This is a genomic window from Lactobacillus johnsonii, assembly GCF_013487865.1.
In the GTDB taxonomy this organism is placed as follows: Bacteria; Bacillota; Bacilli; order Lactobacillales; family Lactobacillaceae; genus Lactobacillus; species Lactobacillus johnsonii_A.
This window is the reverse complement of record NZ_CP047409.1, coordinates 358,701-374,946: the sequence shown is the minus strand read 5'-3', so window position 1 is coordinate 374,946 and position 16,246 is coordinate 358,701. Positions and strand designations below refer to the sequence as shown.

18 protein-coding genes are annotated in these 16,246 nt (G+C 34.5%); all 18 read right to left on the bottom strand.

What is annotated here, in order from left to right:
• Positions 1–241: 241 nt before the first annotated feature.
• The 18 genes from GTO82_RS01790 to rpmD all read right to left on the bottom strand — a co-directional run bounded on the left by GTO82_RS01790 (position 242) and on the right by rpmD (position 16,242).
• On the bottom strand, positions 242–4,939 hold the full coding sequence (locus GTO82_RS01790) for a type ISP restriction/modification enzyme (RefSeq protein ID WP_180873542.1): 4,698 nt from the start codon (positions 4,937–4,939) through the stop codon (positions 242–244).
• A gap of 166 nt (positions 4,940–5,105) precedes the next feature.
• On the bottom strand, positions 5,106–5,501 hold the full coding sequence (gene rpsI / locus GTO82_RS01785; RefSeq protein WP_004895822.1) for a 30S ribosomal protein S9: 396 nt from the start codon (positions 5,499–5,501) through the stop codon (positions 5,106–5,108).
• Between the two features lie 13 nt (positions 5,502–5,514).
• Positions 5,515–5,958 carry a 50S ribosomal protein L13 gene (gene rplM, locus GTO82_RS01780; RefSeq protein ID WP_011161528.1) on the bottom strand — a complete coding sequence of 148 codons (444 nt, stop codon included), beginning with the start codon at positions 5,956–5,958 and terminating at the stop codon, positions 5,515–5,517.
• 102 nt (positions 5,959–6,060) lie between these two features.
• Entirely contained in the window at positions 6,061–6,852 is a 792-nt protein-coding gene (gene truA, locus GTO82_RS01775) for a tRNA pseudouridine(38-40) synthase TruA (RefSeq protein ID WP_180873541.1), read from the bottom strand.
• A 3-nt stretch (positions 6,853–6,855) separates the two neighbouring features.
• Entirely contained in the window at positions 6,856–7,653 is a 798-nt protein-coding gene (locus GTO82_RS01770) for an energy-coupling factor transporter transmembrane component T family protein (protein ID WP_180873540.1), read from the bottom strand.
• A 189-nt stretch (positions 7,654–7,842) separates the two neighbouring features.
• Complete coding sequence (locus GTO82_RS01765; protein WP_180873539.1) at positions 7,843–9,000, bottom strand: RNA-guided endonuclease InsQ/TnpB family protein; 1,158 nt, start codon at positions 8,998–9,000, stop codon at positions 7,843–7,845.
• Positions 9,001–9,142: 142 nt separating this feature from the next.
• Positions 9,143–10,006, bottom strand: a complete 864-nt coding sequence (locus GTO82_RS01760) for an energy-coupling factor transporter ATPase (RefSeq protein WP_180873538.1) — start codon at positions 10,004–10,006, stop codon at positions 9,143–9,145.
• Positions 9,982–10,830, bottom strand: coding sequence for an energy-coupling factor transporter ATPase (locus tag GTO82_RS01755; RefSeq protein WP_180873537.1), 849 nt, complete (start codon positions 10,828–10,830; stop codon positions 9,982–9,984). Before GTO82_RS01755 ends, GTO82_RS01760 begins: the two co-directional genes overlap by 25 nt.
• 185 nt (positions 10,831–11,015) lie before the next feature.
• Positions 11,016–11,399, bottom strand: a complete 384-nt coding sequence (gene rplQ, locus GTO82_RS01750; protein WP_003649454.1) for a 50S ribosomal protein L17 — start codon at positions 11,397–11,399, stop codon at positions 11,016–11,018.
• Between the two features lie 26 nt (positions 11,400–11,425).
• Entirely contained in the window at positions 11,426–12,364 is a 939-nt protein-coding gene (locus GTO82_RS01745) for a DNA-directed RNA polymerase subunit alpha (RefSeq protein ID WP_004895837.1), read from the bottom strand.
• A 45-nt stretch (positions 12,365–12,409) separates the two neighbouring features.
• Entirely contained in the window at positions 12,410–12,799 is a 390-nt protein-coding gene (gene rpsK / locus GTO82_RS01740) for a 30S ribosomal protein S11 (protein WP_003647813.1), read from the bottom strand.
• A 24-nt stretch (positions 12,800–12,823) separates the two neighbouring features.
• Complete coding sequence (gene rpsM / locus GTO82_RS01735; RefSeq protein WP_003647814.1) at positions 12,824–13,171, bottom strand: 30S ribosomal protein S13; 348 nt, start codon at positions 13,169–13,171, stop codon at positions 12,824–12,826.
• Positions 13,172–13,204: 33 nt separating this feature from the next.
• Positions 13,205–13,321, bottom strand: a complete 117-nt coding sequence (gene rpmJ, locus GTO82_RS01730; RefSeq protein WP_003647815.1) for a 50S ribosomal protein L36 — start codon at positions 13,319–13,321, stop codon at positions 13,205–13,207.
• Positions 13,322–13,335: 14 nt separating this feature from the next.
• The gene (infA, locus tag GTO82_RS01725) at positions 13,336–13,557 is read right to left on the bottom strand and encodes a translation initiation factor IF-1 (RefSeq protein WP_003647816.1); all 222 of its coding nucleotides are present in this window, start codon (positions 13,555–13,557) and stop codon (positions 13,336–13,338) included.
• 73 nt (positions 13,558–13,630) lie between these two features.
• The gene (locus tag GTO82_RS01720) at positions 13,631–14,284 is read right to left on the bottom strand and encodes an adenylate kinase (RefSeq protein WP_004895847.1); all 654 of its coding nucleotides are present in this window, start codon (positions 14,282–14,284) and stop codon (positions 13,631–13,633) included.
• An 11-nt stretch (positions 14,285–14,295) separates the two neighbouring features.
• On the bottom strand, positions 14,296–15,591 hold the full coding sequence (gene secY, locus GTO82_RS01715) for a preprotein translocase subunit SecY (RefSeq protein ID WP_004895849.1): 1,296 nt from the start codon (positions 15,589–15,591) through the stop codon (positions 14,296–14,298).
• Positions 15,591–16,031 (bottom strand): 50S ribosomal protein L15, encoded by a 441-nt coding sequence (gene rplO, locus GTO82_RS01710; protein ID WP_003649460.1) that lies wholly within the window; start codon positions 16,029–16,031, stop codon positions 15,591–15,593. The genes secY and rplO overlap by 1 nt, the downstream gene beginning before the upstream one ends.
• Before the next feature lie 25 nt (positions 16,032–16,056).
• Positions 16,057–16,242: a 50S ribosomal protein L30 gene (gene rpmD, locus GTO82_RS01705; protein WP_024273012.1), complete on the bottom strand. Its 186-nt coding sequence runs from the start codon at positions 16,240–16,242 to the stop codon at positions 16,057–16,059.
• Positions 16,243–16,246 lie beyond the last annotated feature (4 nt).

Sequence of the window (16,246 nt, the reverse complement as noted above, 5' to 3'; positions counted from 1 at the left end):
GTCTGTTATCCCAACGTATTTTCAATAGAAGTAGTCTTTTTAAGATAAAAACACTGATACTTACTTAATTTTTACCAACAAAAAAGACATCCTTTCGAGATGTCTTTTGCATAAAACGTAATATAAAATATTAACGCTTTGAGAAGCGTGAATATTTAAAATTGGAAAATATTGTGACCAATTGTGTCCATTTTATCGATTATCTTACTTGAGCTTCATCCCTGTTGGGGTTAAGCTTTTTTTATTCTTCAATTTCTAATTTAGGCAATTGATTAATTAAATCAACAGTTTGGATAGAGACATTTATTATTCTCAATAATAAGTTGAAGATGTATTTTGGATCATCACTGTAATCATTTGGATCATCTGTAATACCTGATTTTTTATCCGTCTTAACTTGATATTGATCCATAATCCATTCAATAGCTGATTTTCCATTCACTATATATTCATATGCTTTTTCTGGAATATTAGAGATTGTAATAGAATCATTGAAAATTATGGAAGATCTATCCTTTTCTAACTTACCATTTTTACTACGTTTTTTTGCAAACTTCATTTTTTTAACTTGGTAATTTGGCTCACCTATGTATGAGATTTCAACATTCTCATAAACTGGTACTTCTTCATAATTAAGATGAATGTCCATTAAATTTTTGCCAATTTCAACATATTTTTCTTTATTTCTAACAATCGGAATGCGTGCTAAATCTTTTTTTAGATCATTAGCATACTTGCCTTGAAAATCCTTAGAATTAAGCAAGCCATATATATATGTAAAAGTATCATCTTTATTCAATCCAATCTTTTTGGCAAATGAATCAGTAATATTATCTTTATTTATTTTAATCAACTCGTCTGAATTATCCTCATTATTAAAACGCATAAAACCTTGTGTTTTTTCTAATAAATCCATACATGGTACACAATTAGAAACAAATACAGAAAAATCTTTATTGGCTCCTCTACCTGAAGATAAAATAACTTTATTATTCTTCCCCCATTTATTTAAATATTTTCCTGGTCTTTCTACAATATTTTTATCATACATTAACCATTTTTTTGTAAATGGTCTGTACATCTGTATTCTTAAATTCAAAGGATCAAATTTCAGATGAATACCTCTTTTAAAATCTCTTTCTAAATTGGTAGACCATTTGATTTTTTTAGGGTCCCTCATAGTAGTTTTTTCCCCTAATCCCCCTGATTTAGTTACCTCAAAATTGTAATTATCAATTAATTCTTTGGAATTACATTTTACCTTCTCTCTTGAGAAACCAGATACCCAAATATCTCTATTAGTTTTTACTCCCATAGCATTTATAAAAAAAGGCGAATTCAAGTCATTTGCTATAGGTGCATACTTTTGATAATTAGGATCTCTTTTATTAAGCCAATCATTATTTTGATCGGGTTTTAAACTGTTCCAAGAAATATTTTTTATAGAGAAAAGATTTTTAATTATATCTAACTTGTTCTTTTTTGAAATATAATCACCAATATCATGATAAAAAATTTCATGCTCATCAGATCCATCTTTAACCAAAATACTGATTGATACTCCTGTCAAAATATCAAAGATATTCTGACCCTCTTTTTTAGCACCAATACCAACTTTGCCACGAATTGCGCCTCGTAAATTAAAAACATAAAGATAGTTAAATTCTTGATACAAAGATGCTCTAAAACCATCGGTACTATTACTATCTAAAAAGCCATTATTTGTTATGAACCCTATAATCCCCTTGTTTTTTATTCGATCACTAGCCCACCGAAAAGCCTTTATATAACTATCATATACACTCATACTCAACTTAGAATGACTTTGCTTAACATAACTCTTTTCAATTTGTTCTTCTAATTTTAAATAATGAACATTTTGATTATCATCATTTGCATTTTTTTGTCCCACTGAATAAGGCGGATTAGAAATAATAGCAGTAATTGGCACTTCTTGTTGTTTCTTTAAACGCTTATCATTTTCTCCAAACATATCATCATCTAGGGTATTTTGACGTTCTGTACTTTCAAAAGTATCAGTTAAAACAATACCTTCAAATGGTTTATAACCACGATCCGGTCCATTAACTTCATCAAATACTGCTTCAATATTAATAGCTGCAATATAATAACTTAAAAGAACAATTTCATTCGCATGAAGTTCATGCATATACTTACGTAAAATATCATCATAAGTAATCTTTCCTTCATCCATTTGCTGCTTTAGATAATACAATGTTCGTGTAATAAACGTACCCGTACCTGTAAATGGATCAAGAATATGCACATTTTTGCTTGCTAATGATTTTCCAAAGTACTTATTCAAGGCCCAATCAACAGAATGAATGATAAAATCTACTACCTCAACAGGCGTAAACACAATGCCCATTAATTCAGTTACACGTGGAAAAGCAGTCTTAAAGAAGTTGTCATACAATTGAATGATAAATTTTTGCTTACCTTGTACATTATCAATTCCAGATGCACGTAATTGAACTGATTCATAGAATGGCTTCAATTGTTCTTGCTCTTTAGCAAAACCAAAGACTTTAAAGGCAGAAATAATATCACTCATAGCCTTTGAAACAGCATTATTTCTCACAAAATCATAATCACTAAATAAAGCATTAAATACAGGCTCAGTGATTAAGTGTTGTGCTAGCATTTCTACTGCTTGTTCTTGATCAATTGAATCATTAATGTTGTAACGCAATGACTTTAGAAACTTATCAAAGGCTAATTTTGCACCTTGATTACTATCAATCAAATCATTAATTCTACGGACATATATCTTGGCAATATCTGCTACATCTTTAGACCAATCTTCAAGATATCTTCTATCACCAACATGTTGAACAACCTTCCCATAGAATGCATTACGCATTTCTTTCCAATCTAACGGAAGTTCCAATTGTTCTGATCCATGTTCATTAAACACATCTTCTTTAACAGGTTGATCTGGACTTGAATCAACACCAATAAAATCTATTCTTTTCGACTTATTTTTATTTAAGTCTAATGTATTTACTTCAGCATCAAATCTTTCATCAGTTGATCGTAAAGCATTAAGTACCTGCCATACCTGTTTATACTTTTTATCATTATCTAAAGCTAAATGAGGATCAGAGCCATCCGCAACCACAATAGGTAAAATAATATAACCATATTGTTTATTTTCTGCTTTACGCATAATACGTCCGACAGCTTGAACAATATCTACTTGTGATTTTTTAGGACTAAAGAAAATAATAGCATCAAGATTTGGTACATCTATACCTTCAGTTAAGAATCTGACATTTGATAAAACTCTAGCATGGTTTTCCTCAATATCATTATTTCCTAGCCAGTCAATTTGTTCTTCTTTTTCAAGAGCATTCAATCCACCATCAACATGGTGTACATCAACTTTAAAGCTTTCAGTTGATTGAGTATCAAGATATTCATTCACCACTTGATTAAATTCTTCGGAAATCACCTTTGAGTGCTTAATAGTATCTGTAAAAGCAATAGCACGTTTTAAAGGTGCACCGTTAATTTCATCAGTAATACCGTTTCTTTTAACCATGGCATTCCAAACACCAATAATCTTCCCAATATCATCAACTTTCAATTGATTATCTGATGATAAGAGTGTTTGCATGTCTTTATTAATATAAGATTCACTAACTGCTAAGACAGAAACTTTATAGTCAGTTAAAATGCCGCGTTCAACTGCTTCTCCAAAGCCTAATCTATAGATTTCTTCTCCATAAATAGATTTATCATCCATTGAAGATACAACAATACTATTTTCTTTAGCCTTCTTTTTTGCATTTTGATCATAGATTTTTGGCGTTGCAGTTTGATATAGTCTTATCTTTCCTTTTATATTGTGATTTGAATGAACTTCAGTAAAAGTACTATCTCCTTCTCTTTCGGCGATTGCTCCAGTAGTTCTATGTGCTTCATCAGCAATAATTAAATCAAATTCAGGAAAATCAGCCTTCTGCGCTTGCTTAAGTACATCAATAGATTGATAAGTACTAAAAACAACTCTCATATCGTTAGGAAGATTATTACTTTCAATTAATTTATAGTGATTAATTAAGTCTTCAACTTTTGTAGTTGGTTCAAATCCAATTTCTCTAGCGCCTAAATCGTCATCATCTTTATTTTTCTTTTTATTAGCTTTGGTATCAGAAACAACAGAAAGTGATGTCATGTGGATATCTTCAGAGACGTCAGCATTCCAGCCAAAAAGAGTTTGAGATAATAATTGAATACTTGGAACAAGATATAAAACATTAAATTGTTTTTTTCCTTGTTTTTTCATCAAAGCCTCGGCAATCTTTAAACTAGTAAAAGTCTTGCCAGTTCCTGGAGCCATAATCAATTTACCTCGATCATGCTCTTTAAAGTATTCTAATGATTTATTTATTGCTATATTTTGATAGTCTCTTATTTTTTTAATTACTTTATTAGAAAGATCTGTATTTTCTTTTGCAAAATTAAATTTTTGCCAACTAAAATGTGCATGACGTAATTGACTTAATCCAATAATACTAAAAGGCTTAGTTGTATCTTCTAATGTAGCTTTTGCATTTTTATTCCACTTATCAGTAGAAGAAACTATGATCCCAGCAGAATAAACATTTTTCCCTGCTTCTGCAACAAATGAATCTATTTCTGCTTTACCAACCTTGCCTTTATAAAATTTAGCTTGTACAGCAGTTAAGTTACCATCGTAATCTTTAGCTACAATATCAACACCTATATCTTTTTTAGAAATATGATACTCTTCTGGAACTTCATTCAGCATCCAAACATCTTGAAATTTTTGCTTATAAGCGGGCTCATTTTTAAGATAAGCTACTACCATTTTTTCAAATGCAGTCCCTCTATCACGTTGTTTATCTAAATTATTATTAACTTGATCAACCAGTTCATCAAAAGTAGCCATAATCCACATTCTCCAAAACATAAAGATAGCTTAATTATACATGATTACAAAATTTATACTAATTACTATTTTTACAATATTTAAATAACTACAAAAAATTGAAAAAAATCACACAAAAAAGACATCCCTTTCGAGATGTCTTTTGCATAAAACGTAATATAAAATATTAACGCTTTGAGAATTGTGAAGCTTTGCGGGCTTTCTTCAAACCTGGCTTCTTTCTTTCCTTCATTCTTGGGTCACGAGTTAACATGCCAGCCTTCTTAAGAGGACCACGGAAATCTGGGTCAACTTCAAGAAGTGCACGTGCAATACCTAAACGAATTGCACCAGCTTGTCCTGAGAAACCACCACCGTTAACGTTAACTAAAATGTCGTATTGACCTTCAGTTTCAGTTAATGCTAATGGTTGCTTCATATCTTGAACCAAGTTAGGGTATGGAATGTACTTAGTTACGTCTTCTTTGTTAATGGTAATTTGACCGTTACCTGGTACTAAACGTACGCGGGCAACAGAATCTTTACGACGACCAGTTCCAGCGTAAGCTGCTTGTTGTGCCATTATTTAAAACCTCCTAGATTAATTCGTTGATGTCTAACTTTTCAGGCTTTTGTGCTGCGTGTTCGTGGTCTTCACCAGCGTAAACATGCATCTTCATGAATTCTTGGTGACCAAGAGTATTCTTTGGCAACATGCCTTTTACAGATAATTCAACTAATCTTACTGGGTTCTTAGCTAATAATTCACCGGCAGGAGTAGCTCTTAAACCACCACGGTAATCTGAGTGGCGGTAGTAGATCTTATCAGTTGCTTTTTTACCAGTCAACTTCAATTTAGCTGCGTTAACAACAATAACATAATCACCAGTATCAACATTTGGTGTATATTGAGGCTTGTTCTTACCTCTTAAAATTGATGCTACAGCAGTTGATAAACGACCAAGTGAAACATCAGTCGCATCGATAACATACCACTTACGTTTAATATCACTAGTTTTAGCTAATGGGGTAGTACGCACTTTAAATTCCTCCGTTTTTCTTCTGTTTGACAAACAATAAGTTTCCGGGGCCTATCGTGGACAAACATACGTATATTAATTTACGTCGTTTTGCCCAAAAAGTCAATCTTTTTTAAGATCTAATCGATATTTTTTAGGAATATCTTCATAAAAAACATGTTGTAAATATAATCCACTGGCTGGTGCAGTAGTTCGAACTTCTTGTCGGTCTTTCGCCTTTAAAACTCTTGGTATATCGTCAACAGGTCTTTTTTTATTGCCTATTTCTAACAAAGTTCCAACTAGGATTCTTACCATGTTATATAAAAAGCCATTTCCAATAAAATCAAAAATGATCTGTTTTTTATCTGAGTCTGGCGTAATATTCACATAGTAAATTGTTCGCACCTTATCCACAATTTGTCCACCGCTAGCAGCAAAACTAGTAAAATCGTGCTCCCCAATCAAATCTTTAGCTGCTTGCTGCATTAGCGAAATATCTAAAGGATATGGATAATGCCCGGTATAAAAGCGATTAAAAGGATCTGTAAAACGATGTTGATCCACTACATATCGATACCATTTTCCCTTAGTTGAATATTGAACATGAAAATCTTCATCAACAATTTCACTTTCAAAGAAAACTGTGTCAATCGGCATGAGGGCATTTAAAGCAAACATCATATTCTTAGCTGGGATTTCTTTTCCAGGATAATCAAAGTGAATAACTTGTCCTTTAGCATGAACACCAGCATCGGTTCTTCCAGATCCGTGCACTACCACTCTTTTTCCTTTAGTCATCTTTTTTAATGCTTCTTCAATCACACCTTGGACAGTTCGTTCATTCGGTTGAATTTGAAACCCATGAAAAAGATGACCATCATAGGCCATGGTTAATTTATATCTTGTAGTCATTAATTAATACGTCCTTGTAAGTAATAAAATTAGCGTCAATAGCGCGAAATAGCCTAAGTTAACCCAATCATACTTTGACCACTTTAAAACGCGATAGCGGGTCCTTTTTGCCCCTTCTCGATAACCTCTTGCTTCCATAGCCGTAGCCAAATCAATTGCAACAGTTAAGGAACTAATAAATAAGGGAATTAAAATTGGAATAATCGAATGAATTCTCTTAATTAAACCACCACTATTAAAATCGGCTCCACGTGCTCTCTGAGCATTCATAATTCGCACAGCTTGGTCTAATAAAGTCGGCACAAAACGAAGAGCAATAGACATTACCAGAGCAATTTGAGCTACTGGAACTTTTAGGTAACCAAGAGGTTTTAATATCCATTCCATTCCATCTGCAATTTCTAATGATGTGGTCGTCAAAGTAAGAACTGTCGAAATCAGAATAATCATTACAAAACGAATAAAGATAAAAATAGAATTCTGAATACCATATTCACTAATGTTAAAGATTCCCCACTGCCAGTAAACTCTTCCACCTGTAGTAAAAAATAATTGCAAAACTGAAGTAAATAGAATTAACCAAATTAATGGTTTTACTCCATCCCAAAACACTTTAGGCTTTAATTTTGTTGCCCAAACAGCAAGTAAAGTAAATATTGTTAAAAAGAAGTAGGACAACCAATTATTAGCCAGAAAGATAATAACAATAAATAAAAATGTTGCAATGATCTTTCCTCGAGGATCCATTTTATAAACGATAGAATTACCAGGAATATAGCGTCCAATAATAATTTTACTCATCCATGTCTGCTATACAAAACATAGAAATATGTAGAAGAATACGAATTTTCTACATATCAGAAAGATATATTTTTCCTTTCTTTGTTTCATTTACTGTCGTCTTCACTAGTGTTCTGATATTCCAAATAGGAGTAATCACATTGACCAGCTCTTACAGTTTAAGGGCCTAGCCAGCCCCATTTATTTTCTTTATTTTGCTAAAGCTAAAAGGTTTAAAACCGCATTTTCATCTCGATCATTACTATAGCCGCACTGATAACAAATATACTCATTATGCTTTGTACCATGCTTTTTATTGCCTTGCAAAGTGATTTTTTCATCACCTTTTTTGACATAACCGCATTTAGCACATCTTTGAGTTGATGGGTATCTTTTATCAGCCAAGATCAATTCTTTGCCATACCAATCACACTTGTAAGTTAAGATCTGCCTGAATTTACTAAATAATGATCGCTGCATACCTTTGGAAGCTACATGTGTCATCATCATTTCTTTGACTGCTAAGTCTTCAACTACAATTTGGTCGTAATTATCCACGAGCTTAGTAGTAAATTTTTGTAACAGATCGTTTTGAATGTTGGCTCCTTTGCGATAATCTTTTTGCAGTTTGGTTCTCACTGCAAAATAATTATTTGATTTAATAGCTAACTTACCGTTAACTTCTCTTTTACGTGCTAAGACTCTTTGATAATGTTTGATACGCTTATAAAGCTTTTGCAATTTAGCTGGTAAAACCTTGATTTGCCCCTCGGTATAGTTAAAATGACCAACATTAACATCAACTGCTGTCTCTTGATGAGTTTTAGCTTTACCTGAAACCTCTTCTTCATAAGGCAAAGCCGCATAATAGCTCCCTTTTTCTTTGAAGATACTTACTACTTTGACTTCACTCATCTTTAAAGACTCATAACTTACTAGATCAAACCAAAACTCTTTTGAGATGCTTCTTGGTTTATCAAGGCGAAGCTTGCCATTAACAATCTTAGCTCTGTCAGTTTTAAAGCCTTGTCTGGGAGCCTTTTTTGATTTAAAACTAGGTGTTCCCCAATCAGGCTGAGCTTTATCAAAGAAGTTCTTCCAAGCATTCGCCAAGTCTTTAACAGCTAGTTGCAAACATCTAGCAGACAAATCATATTGCCAGTCAGCTTTATTAGCAACTAGTTCATCACGGACTCTGCGTTCATTGGGACTTAGATTATCTTGCTTGTTCAAGCTATGGGCTTCATACATTAATTGCCAAGTTTCAAGTCCTTTATTCCAGCAGTATCGGCGATAGTCACACAAGGCATCAAGATGCTTTTGCATAGTTTTATTAACTTTTAGCTTAACTACTTGAGTTTTAATCATTGCTTCACCTCCTAAAATACAAACATAAGTTTATCTAAGGAAGGAAAGCAAAACAAGTAAGTATTGAATTAAAGCTTATTTTCCATGTTTAGCTTTCTAAATAAGCCTAATCTTCTATAGATTTCTATATTTTGGTTAACAGTTAATTAGCTCCCTTCTTCTTTAGCTCATTTACAACTTTACTTACTAACGACTCAATAGTTAGCGGCATCTCAGAGAATTGAAAACCACCTTTTTGTAGCTCCCGAGTTAGTCTACTAGTTGCGGGTTCATCGAGATAGTGTTTTTTTACCCACTCCTGATCAGAAAAAATCTCTTGTGGACTAGCATGTTTTATTAAATGACCATGATCAAGGACTAACATATCATCTGCATATTCACTAATATCGTCCATATTATGTGAAATTAGAATAACTGTATGGCCAGCTCGTTGGTAATCCTTAAATATCTCAAACATTTGCTTCTGTCCTTCAGGATCCAGTCCAGCTGCAGGTTCATCAAGACATAAAATTTCTGGTTCATATGCCATCACACCTGCAATTGCTACGCGACGCATTTGACCTCCAGAAAGTTCAAAAGGAGATTTATCCATCATATCTTCAGAAAGACCTACTTTTTTTATCCACTCTACTGCTTGCTCTTTTGCCTTTTGTTCTGAAAAGCCAAAATTAAGTGGACCAAACATCACGTCTTTAAGCACAGTTTCTTCAAATAGTTGATTTTCAGGAAATTGAAACACTAAGCCTACTTTTTTTCGAATTGCTTTTAGTGACTTACTTGAAGTATTTGCATTAATCTGCTCACCCGCTACAGTGATTTCACCCTTACTTGGAAGTAATAAGCCATCAAAATGCTGCATGAGAGTAGACTTTCCACTTCCAGTATGACCAGCAATTGCGACAAATGATCCTTTTTCTATTTTAAAAGATATATCTGCCAATCCTTGAGTTTGAAATGGAGTTCCAGGTGCATAAACATAATCTACATTTTTGAATTCAATTGACACAAATACTTCACCAACTTTTCCTCACTATTGACTTCTCGAGGGATATGAATTCCTTTTTTTATAAGTCCATTTTTAACCTTATAAAATAAAGGGAGCTCTAATCCAGCATTTTTTATTAAAATCTCGTTTTCAAATATCTCTCTTGGAGAGCCACTAGCCAATAATTTTCCTTTATCTAAAACTAACATCTGGTCTGCTTGTACCGCTTCATTAATATCATGAGTAATAGAAAAGATAGTCAGACCATTTTTATTTTGCAAATCTCGTATAAGACTAAGAATCTTCGCTTTACCTGCTGGATCTAACATACTAGTCGATTCATCTAAAATTATTAATTTTGGTCCAATCGCTAAGATACCAGCGATAGCTACTCTTTGCTTTTGACCTCCAGACAAATATTGAGGTTCGCTTTTTTGAAAGTCAAGCATATCCACTTGTTCAAGCACATCATAAACAATAGTCTGCATCTTAGAACGCGCAATTTGACGATTTTCAAGACCAAAAGCTACATCATCTTCTACAGTAGCACCAACAAATTGATTATCGGGATTTTGGAATACAATTCCTACGCGGTCTCTAATATCCCACATTGTTTCCTCTGTCAGATCAATACCATCAACGTTAATTACCGTCCTAGGATTATCATTGGGTAAAAGAATGCCATCCACTAAACGGGCAATTGTTGATTTTCCGCTCCCATTATGACCTACCAAAGTAGTCCATGATCCTCTAGGAATTGAGAAACTAATATCATTTACAGCAGGTACTTTACTATCTTTATAGGTAAAAGAAAGATGCTTAACCGTTACTATATTATCTTTCATAAATATTCACTGCTCTTTTTCCATAATATGTCATTGTATCAATTATATATAAAAAAAGAGCAAAAAAAAATCATCCACAAAGAGGGATGATTTAACATCTAAGCTAGACTAGGCAAAAGCCACCATCATCACGCTTATTCTCGCTTTTGTGAAAGATTTATAAAATAATATTATATTTTACCTAATTAAACTAATTCAATGATTACCATTGGAGCAGCGTCACCCTTACGTGGGTTAGCTAACTTGTACATTCTGGTGTAACCACCATTACGATCTTTGTAACGAGGTGCAATGTCACTGAAAAGTTTTTGAAGTGCTGATTTTACAACAACTGCATCTTTTTCTTCATGAATATCAGCAATTTCATTACGAACAAAAGCAGCTGCCTTTCTTCTAGCACTTAAATCACCGCGTTTACCTAAAGTAATCATTTTTTCGGTAGTTTTACGGATTTCTTTAGCACGGGTTTCAGTAGTAACAATGCGTTCGTTCATGATCAATTGAGTAGTCATTTCTCTAAGCATTGCTTTTCTGTGTGCACTATCGCGACCTAATTTACGGTATGCCATGAGTTTTCCCTCCTTATTATTCCTACTTAGTCATCTTGACGAAGTGATAGACCAAGATCGGCAAGTTTATTCTTTACTTCTTCTAATGACTTACGTCCTAAGTTACGTACGCGCATCATATCTGCTTCAGATTTATCAGTTAATTCTTGAACAGTATTAATTCCTGCACGTTTCAAGCAGTTATAGGAACGAACAGACAAATCAAGCTCTTCGATCGTCATCTCAAGCTTCTTTTCGTTCTTATCGTCCTCTTTTTCTACCATTACATCATCAAACTGCGCATCCATATCAGTAGACATAAATACTTTGAAGTGTTCTACAAGAATCTTCGCAGCGAAACTAAGGGCATCATTAGGTGTGATTGAACCATCAGTCCAAATTTCTAAAGTTAATTTGTCATAGTCATCTCTCTTACCAACACGAGCACTTTCAACTTGGTAGTTAACTTTTTTGATTGGTGAGAAGAGTGAATCAACGGGGATGACACCAATAGGCATGTCATCTGTCTTGTTTTCACTTGCGGGAACATAACCACGACCAGTCTTGATCGCAACGTTCATATGCAAATGGCCACCATCAGCAATACTACAAATATATTGATCTGGATTTAAGACCTCAATATCAGAGTCGACCTTCAAATCAGCAGCAGTTACAATTGCTGGTCCAGTTACATCGATTTCAGCAATTTTTTCTTCATCTGAGAGTGACTTTAACTCTAGTTTCTTCAAATTAAGAATGATCTTCGTGACGTCTTCTCTAACGCCAGGAATTGTTGAAAATTCATGTAACACACCATCAATCTGAATGTAAGAAAGTGCCGTACCTGGAATAGAAGTAAGTAAAACTCGACGGAGTGAGTTACCTAAAGTAGTCCCGAAACCGCGTTCCAGTGGTTCGACAACAAACTTACCGTATGCCTCCTCTTGGTCTACTACGGTAATATTTGGTTTTTCAAATTCAATCATTACTGGGCCCCTTTCAAAACGTAATGTCCTGCACGCAGGAATAAACTAGACACGACGACGTTTTGGTGGTCTGGAACCGTTGTGCGGCACTGGAGTAACGTCGCGAATAGCAGTGATTTCAAGACCTGCAGCTTGAAGTGCTCTAATAGCAGCTTCACGACCTGCACCTGGGCCTTTAACTGAAACTTCAACATGCTTCATGCCTTGATCCATTGCAGATTTTGCAGCTGCTTCTGCGGCCATTTGAGCAGCAAATGGTGTAGACTTACGACTACCCTTAAAACCTAAAGCACCAGCGGAAGACCATGCGACTGCGTTACCTTGTACATCAGTAATCATGACCAAGGTATTGTTAAACGTAGAATGAATATGAGCAACGCCGCTTTCAACATGCTTCTTTACACGGCGTTTACGTGCTGTTTTCTTTGCAGCCATTAACTTAACCTCCTATTTAATAAATTATTTTCTCTTTGAACCCTTACGAGTACGAGCATTATTCTTGGTATTTTGACCACGAACTGGTAAGCCACGACGGTGACGAATACCACGGTATGAGCCAATTTCAACTAAACGCTTGATGTTAAGGCTAACTTCACGACGAAGATCACCTTCAACACGGTACTTGTCTACTTCGCTACGTAATTTTTCTTGATCTTCTGGAGTCAAGTCATTAGTACGAATGTCTTCAGAAATACCAGCATCTTTACAAATCTTTTTTGCAGTTGGTTCACCAATACCATAGATATAAGTTAATGCGACTACAACTCTTTTATTTCTGGGTAAGTCAACACCAGCAATACGTGCCATTAAATTGCACCTCCTAATAAAAATATCTAACTATTAACCTTGACGTTGTTTGTGCTTAGGGTTTGCAGAGCAAATCACCATAACACGACCATGTCTTTTGATAATCTTGCAATGTTCACACATTGGTTTAACAGATGGTCTAACTTTCATGTTTGCCTCCGTAATTACTTAATAAAACGATACGTAATCCTACCCTTAGTTAAATCATATGGTGATAATTCAACTGTTACTCTATCACCAGGTAAAATTCTAATGTAGTGCATTCTAATTTTACCAGACACATGAGCTAAAATAGTTGCACCATTTTCTAATTCAACTTTAAACATAGCATTAGGTAAGGTATCAACTACCTTACCCTCAACTTCGATGACATCTTCTTTTGCCAAAATTGTTCCTCCACATGAACAAATAGTCACACTTAGGCATTATAACACGGAATTGTAAAAAAACAATAACAGACTAGTCTTTACTTAAAATTTTGTCAATGTCTTCAAATACTTTTTCCGGAGTTTGTTCACCGTTAACAGTTGAAAGAATTCCTTTTTCTTCATAAAAATCACGAAGAGGAGTATTCATTTTCTTGTTAACTTCTAAGCGATTTTTAACAACTTCTGGCTTGTCATCCTCACGTTGGAAAAATTCATGTCCTCCGCAACGATCACAAGTACCTTCTACTTTAGTTGGATTTGAAATCTTATTGTAAGTTGCACCACATTTTTTACAAATGTAACGTGCTGATAAACGTTTGATCAAAACATCTTCATCAACATCAATTGCAATTACATTAGTTAACGGTTTTTCCAACCGTTTAGTTATATCTTCAAGAAGTTCTGCTTGAACAGTGGTTCTTGGAAATCCATCCAAGATGAATCCGTTCTTAGTGTCGGGTTGCTTAAGTCGTTCTTCAACTAACTTAGCTGTAACTTCATCTGGGACCAAATTTCCTTTATCAATATAACTTTTAGCTTCCAAACCAACAGGAGTTTCATTAGCCATAGCTTCTCTAAACATATCACCGGTAGAGATATGTGCTAAGTGATACTTATCCACAATGCTTTCAGAAGCTGTTCCTTTGCCTGCCCCAGGCAAACCTAAAAGAATTAAATTAATCATTTTTATCCTTACTATCTAATAAATCCAACGTATTCGCGTTTCATTAGTAACCCATCAACTTGACGAGCTAATTCTAAAACAACACCAATAACGATTAAAAGACTCGTTCCACCAAGACCAATTGAACTTGGTAAACCAAAAATATTTGTAGCAAGTTGTGGTAACAAGGCAACTAGCCCTAAAAATACCGCACCTACTGTAGATAATCTAATCAAAATTTTAGATACATATTTTTGTGTATCTTTTCCTGGCCAAACGCTAGGAATATAGGCTCCTTGCTTTTGCAAGTTCTCAGCCAACTTTTCTGGATTTACTTGAACAAAGGCATAGAAGAAAGTGAACAAAATAATCAATAGTGTATAAATCAGTGCACCAGGTGTAGTTTGTAAACTAAATATTTGATTACAAATCTTAAACCATTGTTCATTTCCATGAGATCTTTGGAAAGCCATCAAAATTGTAGCTGGTGTAATAATAAAGGAACTGGCAAAAATAACTGGAATAACTCCAGACACGTTAACCTTTAATGGTAGGAAACTTTCGGAGCCACTTGTTGCTGCTCTACGAGTATATTGAATAGGTACTCGTAAATCAGCTTGTTGAAACCATGTAACAAATTGAGTTACTAGTAAAATGGCAATAATGATCGCGATGAAGAACAAAATCCCTTGCCAACGATCGCTAGCACTATTATTAATGATGAAATCTTTATATAGTTGATAAATTCCATTTGGAAGGCGAGCAATGATACCTGCAAAAATAATAACAGATACACCATTTCCGAGCCCCTTATCAGTAATTTCATCACCTAGCCAGGTCAAAAGCATTGTCCCAGCAGTCATAATAATGGCAATCTCAATATAGGTTTGAGGAGTTTGCGTTTTAACCAAACCCATTTCAGTTAAAACGTTAAAACCAAGAGTAATTCCTAGACTTTGAACAAAAGCAACGACTAAAGTAAGATAGCGCGTTACCTGATTTGTTTTTCGTCTTCCGACTTCTCCTTGTTTCCCCCACTCAACTAACTTAGGAACAATATCCATTTGGAGTAATTGAATGACAATTTGGGCAGTGATGTAAGGTGAAACACCTAATGAAAAAATAGAATAAGTATCTAATCCACCACCACTAACTGTATCCAACATTGGGACTAAACCAGTTTGTGCAACCCGTGTAATAGCTTTTGCATTAACACCCGGAACCGTAATATTAGCTCCGATTCGATAAAGCAATAGGATAAAGAGAGTAAAGAAGATTTTTGATCTAATATCTTTATCCTTAAAGGCGTTCTTCAAGGTCGAGAACATTAGATCACCTCAACAGTTCCGCCAGCGGCTTCAACAGCTTTTTTAGCAGCTTCTGAGGCTTTGTTAACTTTTACAGTTAACTTAACCTTTAATTCACCGTTAGCTAACAACTTAACTCCTGCAAGTTCTTTTTTAACTAAACCTGATGATTTTAATGTATCGATAGTTACTTCACTACCATCATCAAATCTGTTTAAATCATTTAAATTAATAATAGCGTATTCTTTGCGGTTAACGTTCTTGAAACCACGCTTAGGCATTCTTCTGAATAATGGCATTTGACCACCTTCGAAACCTAAACGAGTCTTACCACCAGTACGAGCTAATTGACCCTTTTGTCCACGACCAGCAGTTTTACCGTAACCACTAGAAGTACCACGACCAACACGTTTTCTGTTGCGACGTGAACCTTCATTTGGTTTTAATTCATTAAGCTTCATTAATTGGCACCTCCTTGGATTCTAATTACTTATTAACCTCTTCAACTGAGATCAGGTGAGCAATCTTCAATAAAGCGCCACGAGTTGCAGCGTTGTCTGGAAGAACAACAGTGCTATTTACCTTACCAAGACCAAGAGCTTTAACAATTTTTCTTTGTTTTGGAAGACGGTGTGCGACGCTTTTAATTAAGGTAACTTTTAAATCCATTATTTAA

Bases quoted from the DNA above. Each gene is read 5' to 3' on its own strand.
- GTO82_RS01790 (WP_180873542.1), bottom strand. From the start codon at position 4,939: ATGGCTACTTTTGATGAACTGGTTGATCAAGTTAATAATAATTTAGAT.
- rpsI (WP_004895822.1), bottom strand. From the start codon at position 5,501: ATGGCACAACAAGCAGCTTACGCTGGAACTGGTCGTCGTAAAGATTCT.
- truA (WP_180873541.1), bottom strand. From the start codon at position 6,852: ATGACTACAAGATATAAATTAACCATGGCCTATGATGGTCATCTTTTT.
- GTO82_RS01770 (WP_180873540.1), bottom strand. From the start codon at position 7,653: ATGAGTAAAATTATTATTGGACGCTATATTCCTGGTAATTCTATCGTT.
- GTO82_RS01765 (WP_180873539.1), bottom strand. From the start codon at position 9,000: ATGATTAAAACTCAAGTAGTTAAGCTAAAAGTTAATAAAACTATGCAA.
- GTO82_RS01755 (WP_180873537.1), bottom strand. From the start codon at position 10,830: ATGAAAGATAATATAGTAACGGTTAAGCATCTTTCTTTTACCTATAAA.
- rplQ (WP_003649454.1), bottom strand. From the start codon at position 11,399: ATGGCATACCGTAAATTAGGTCGCGATAGTGCACACAGAAAAGCAATG.
- GTO82_RS01745 (WP_004895837.1), bottom strand. From the start codon at position 12,364: ATGATTGAATTTGAAAAACCAAATATTACCGTAGTAGACCAAGAGGAG.
- rpsK (WP_003647813.1), bottom strand. From the start codon at position 12,799: ATGGCTGCAAAGAAAACAGCACGTAAACGCCGTGTAAAGAAGCATGTT.
- rpsM (WP_003647814.1), bottom strand. From the start codon at position 13,171: ATGGCACGTATTGCTGGTGTTGACTTACCCAGAAATAAAAGAGTTGTA.
- rpmJ (WP_003647815.1), bottom strand. From the start codon at position 13,321: ATGAAAGTTAGACCATCTGTTAAACCAATGTGTGAACATTGCAAGATT.
- GTO82_RS01720 (WP_004895847.1), bottom strand. From the start codon at position 14,284: ATGATTAATTTAATTCTTTTAGGTTTGCCTGGGGCAGGCAAAGGAACA.
- secY (WP_004895849.1), bottom strand. From the start codon at position 15,591: ATGTTCTCGACCTTGAAGAACGCCTTTAAGGATAAAGATATTAGATCA.
- rplO (WP_003649460.1), bottom strand. From the start codon at position 16,031: ATGAAGCTTAATGAATTAAAACCAAATGAAGGTTCACGTCGCAACAGA.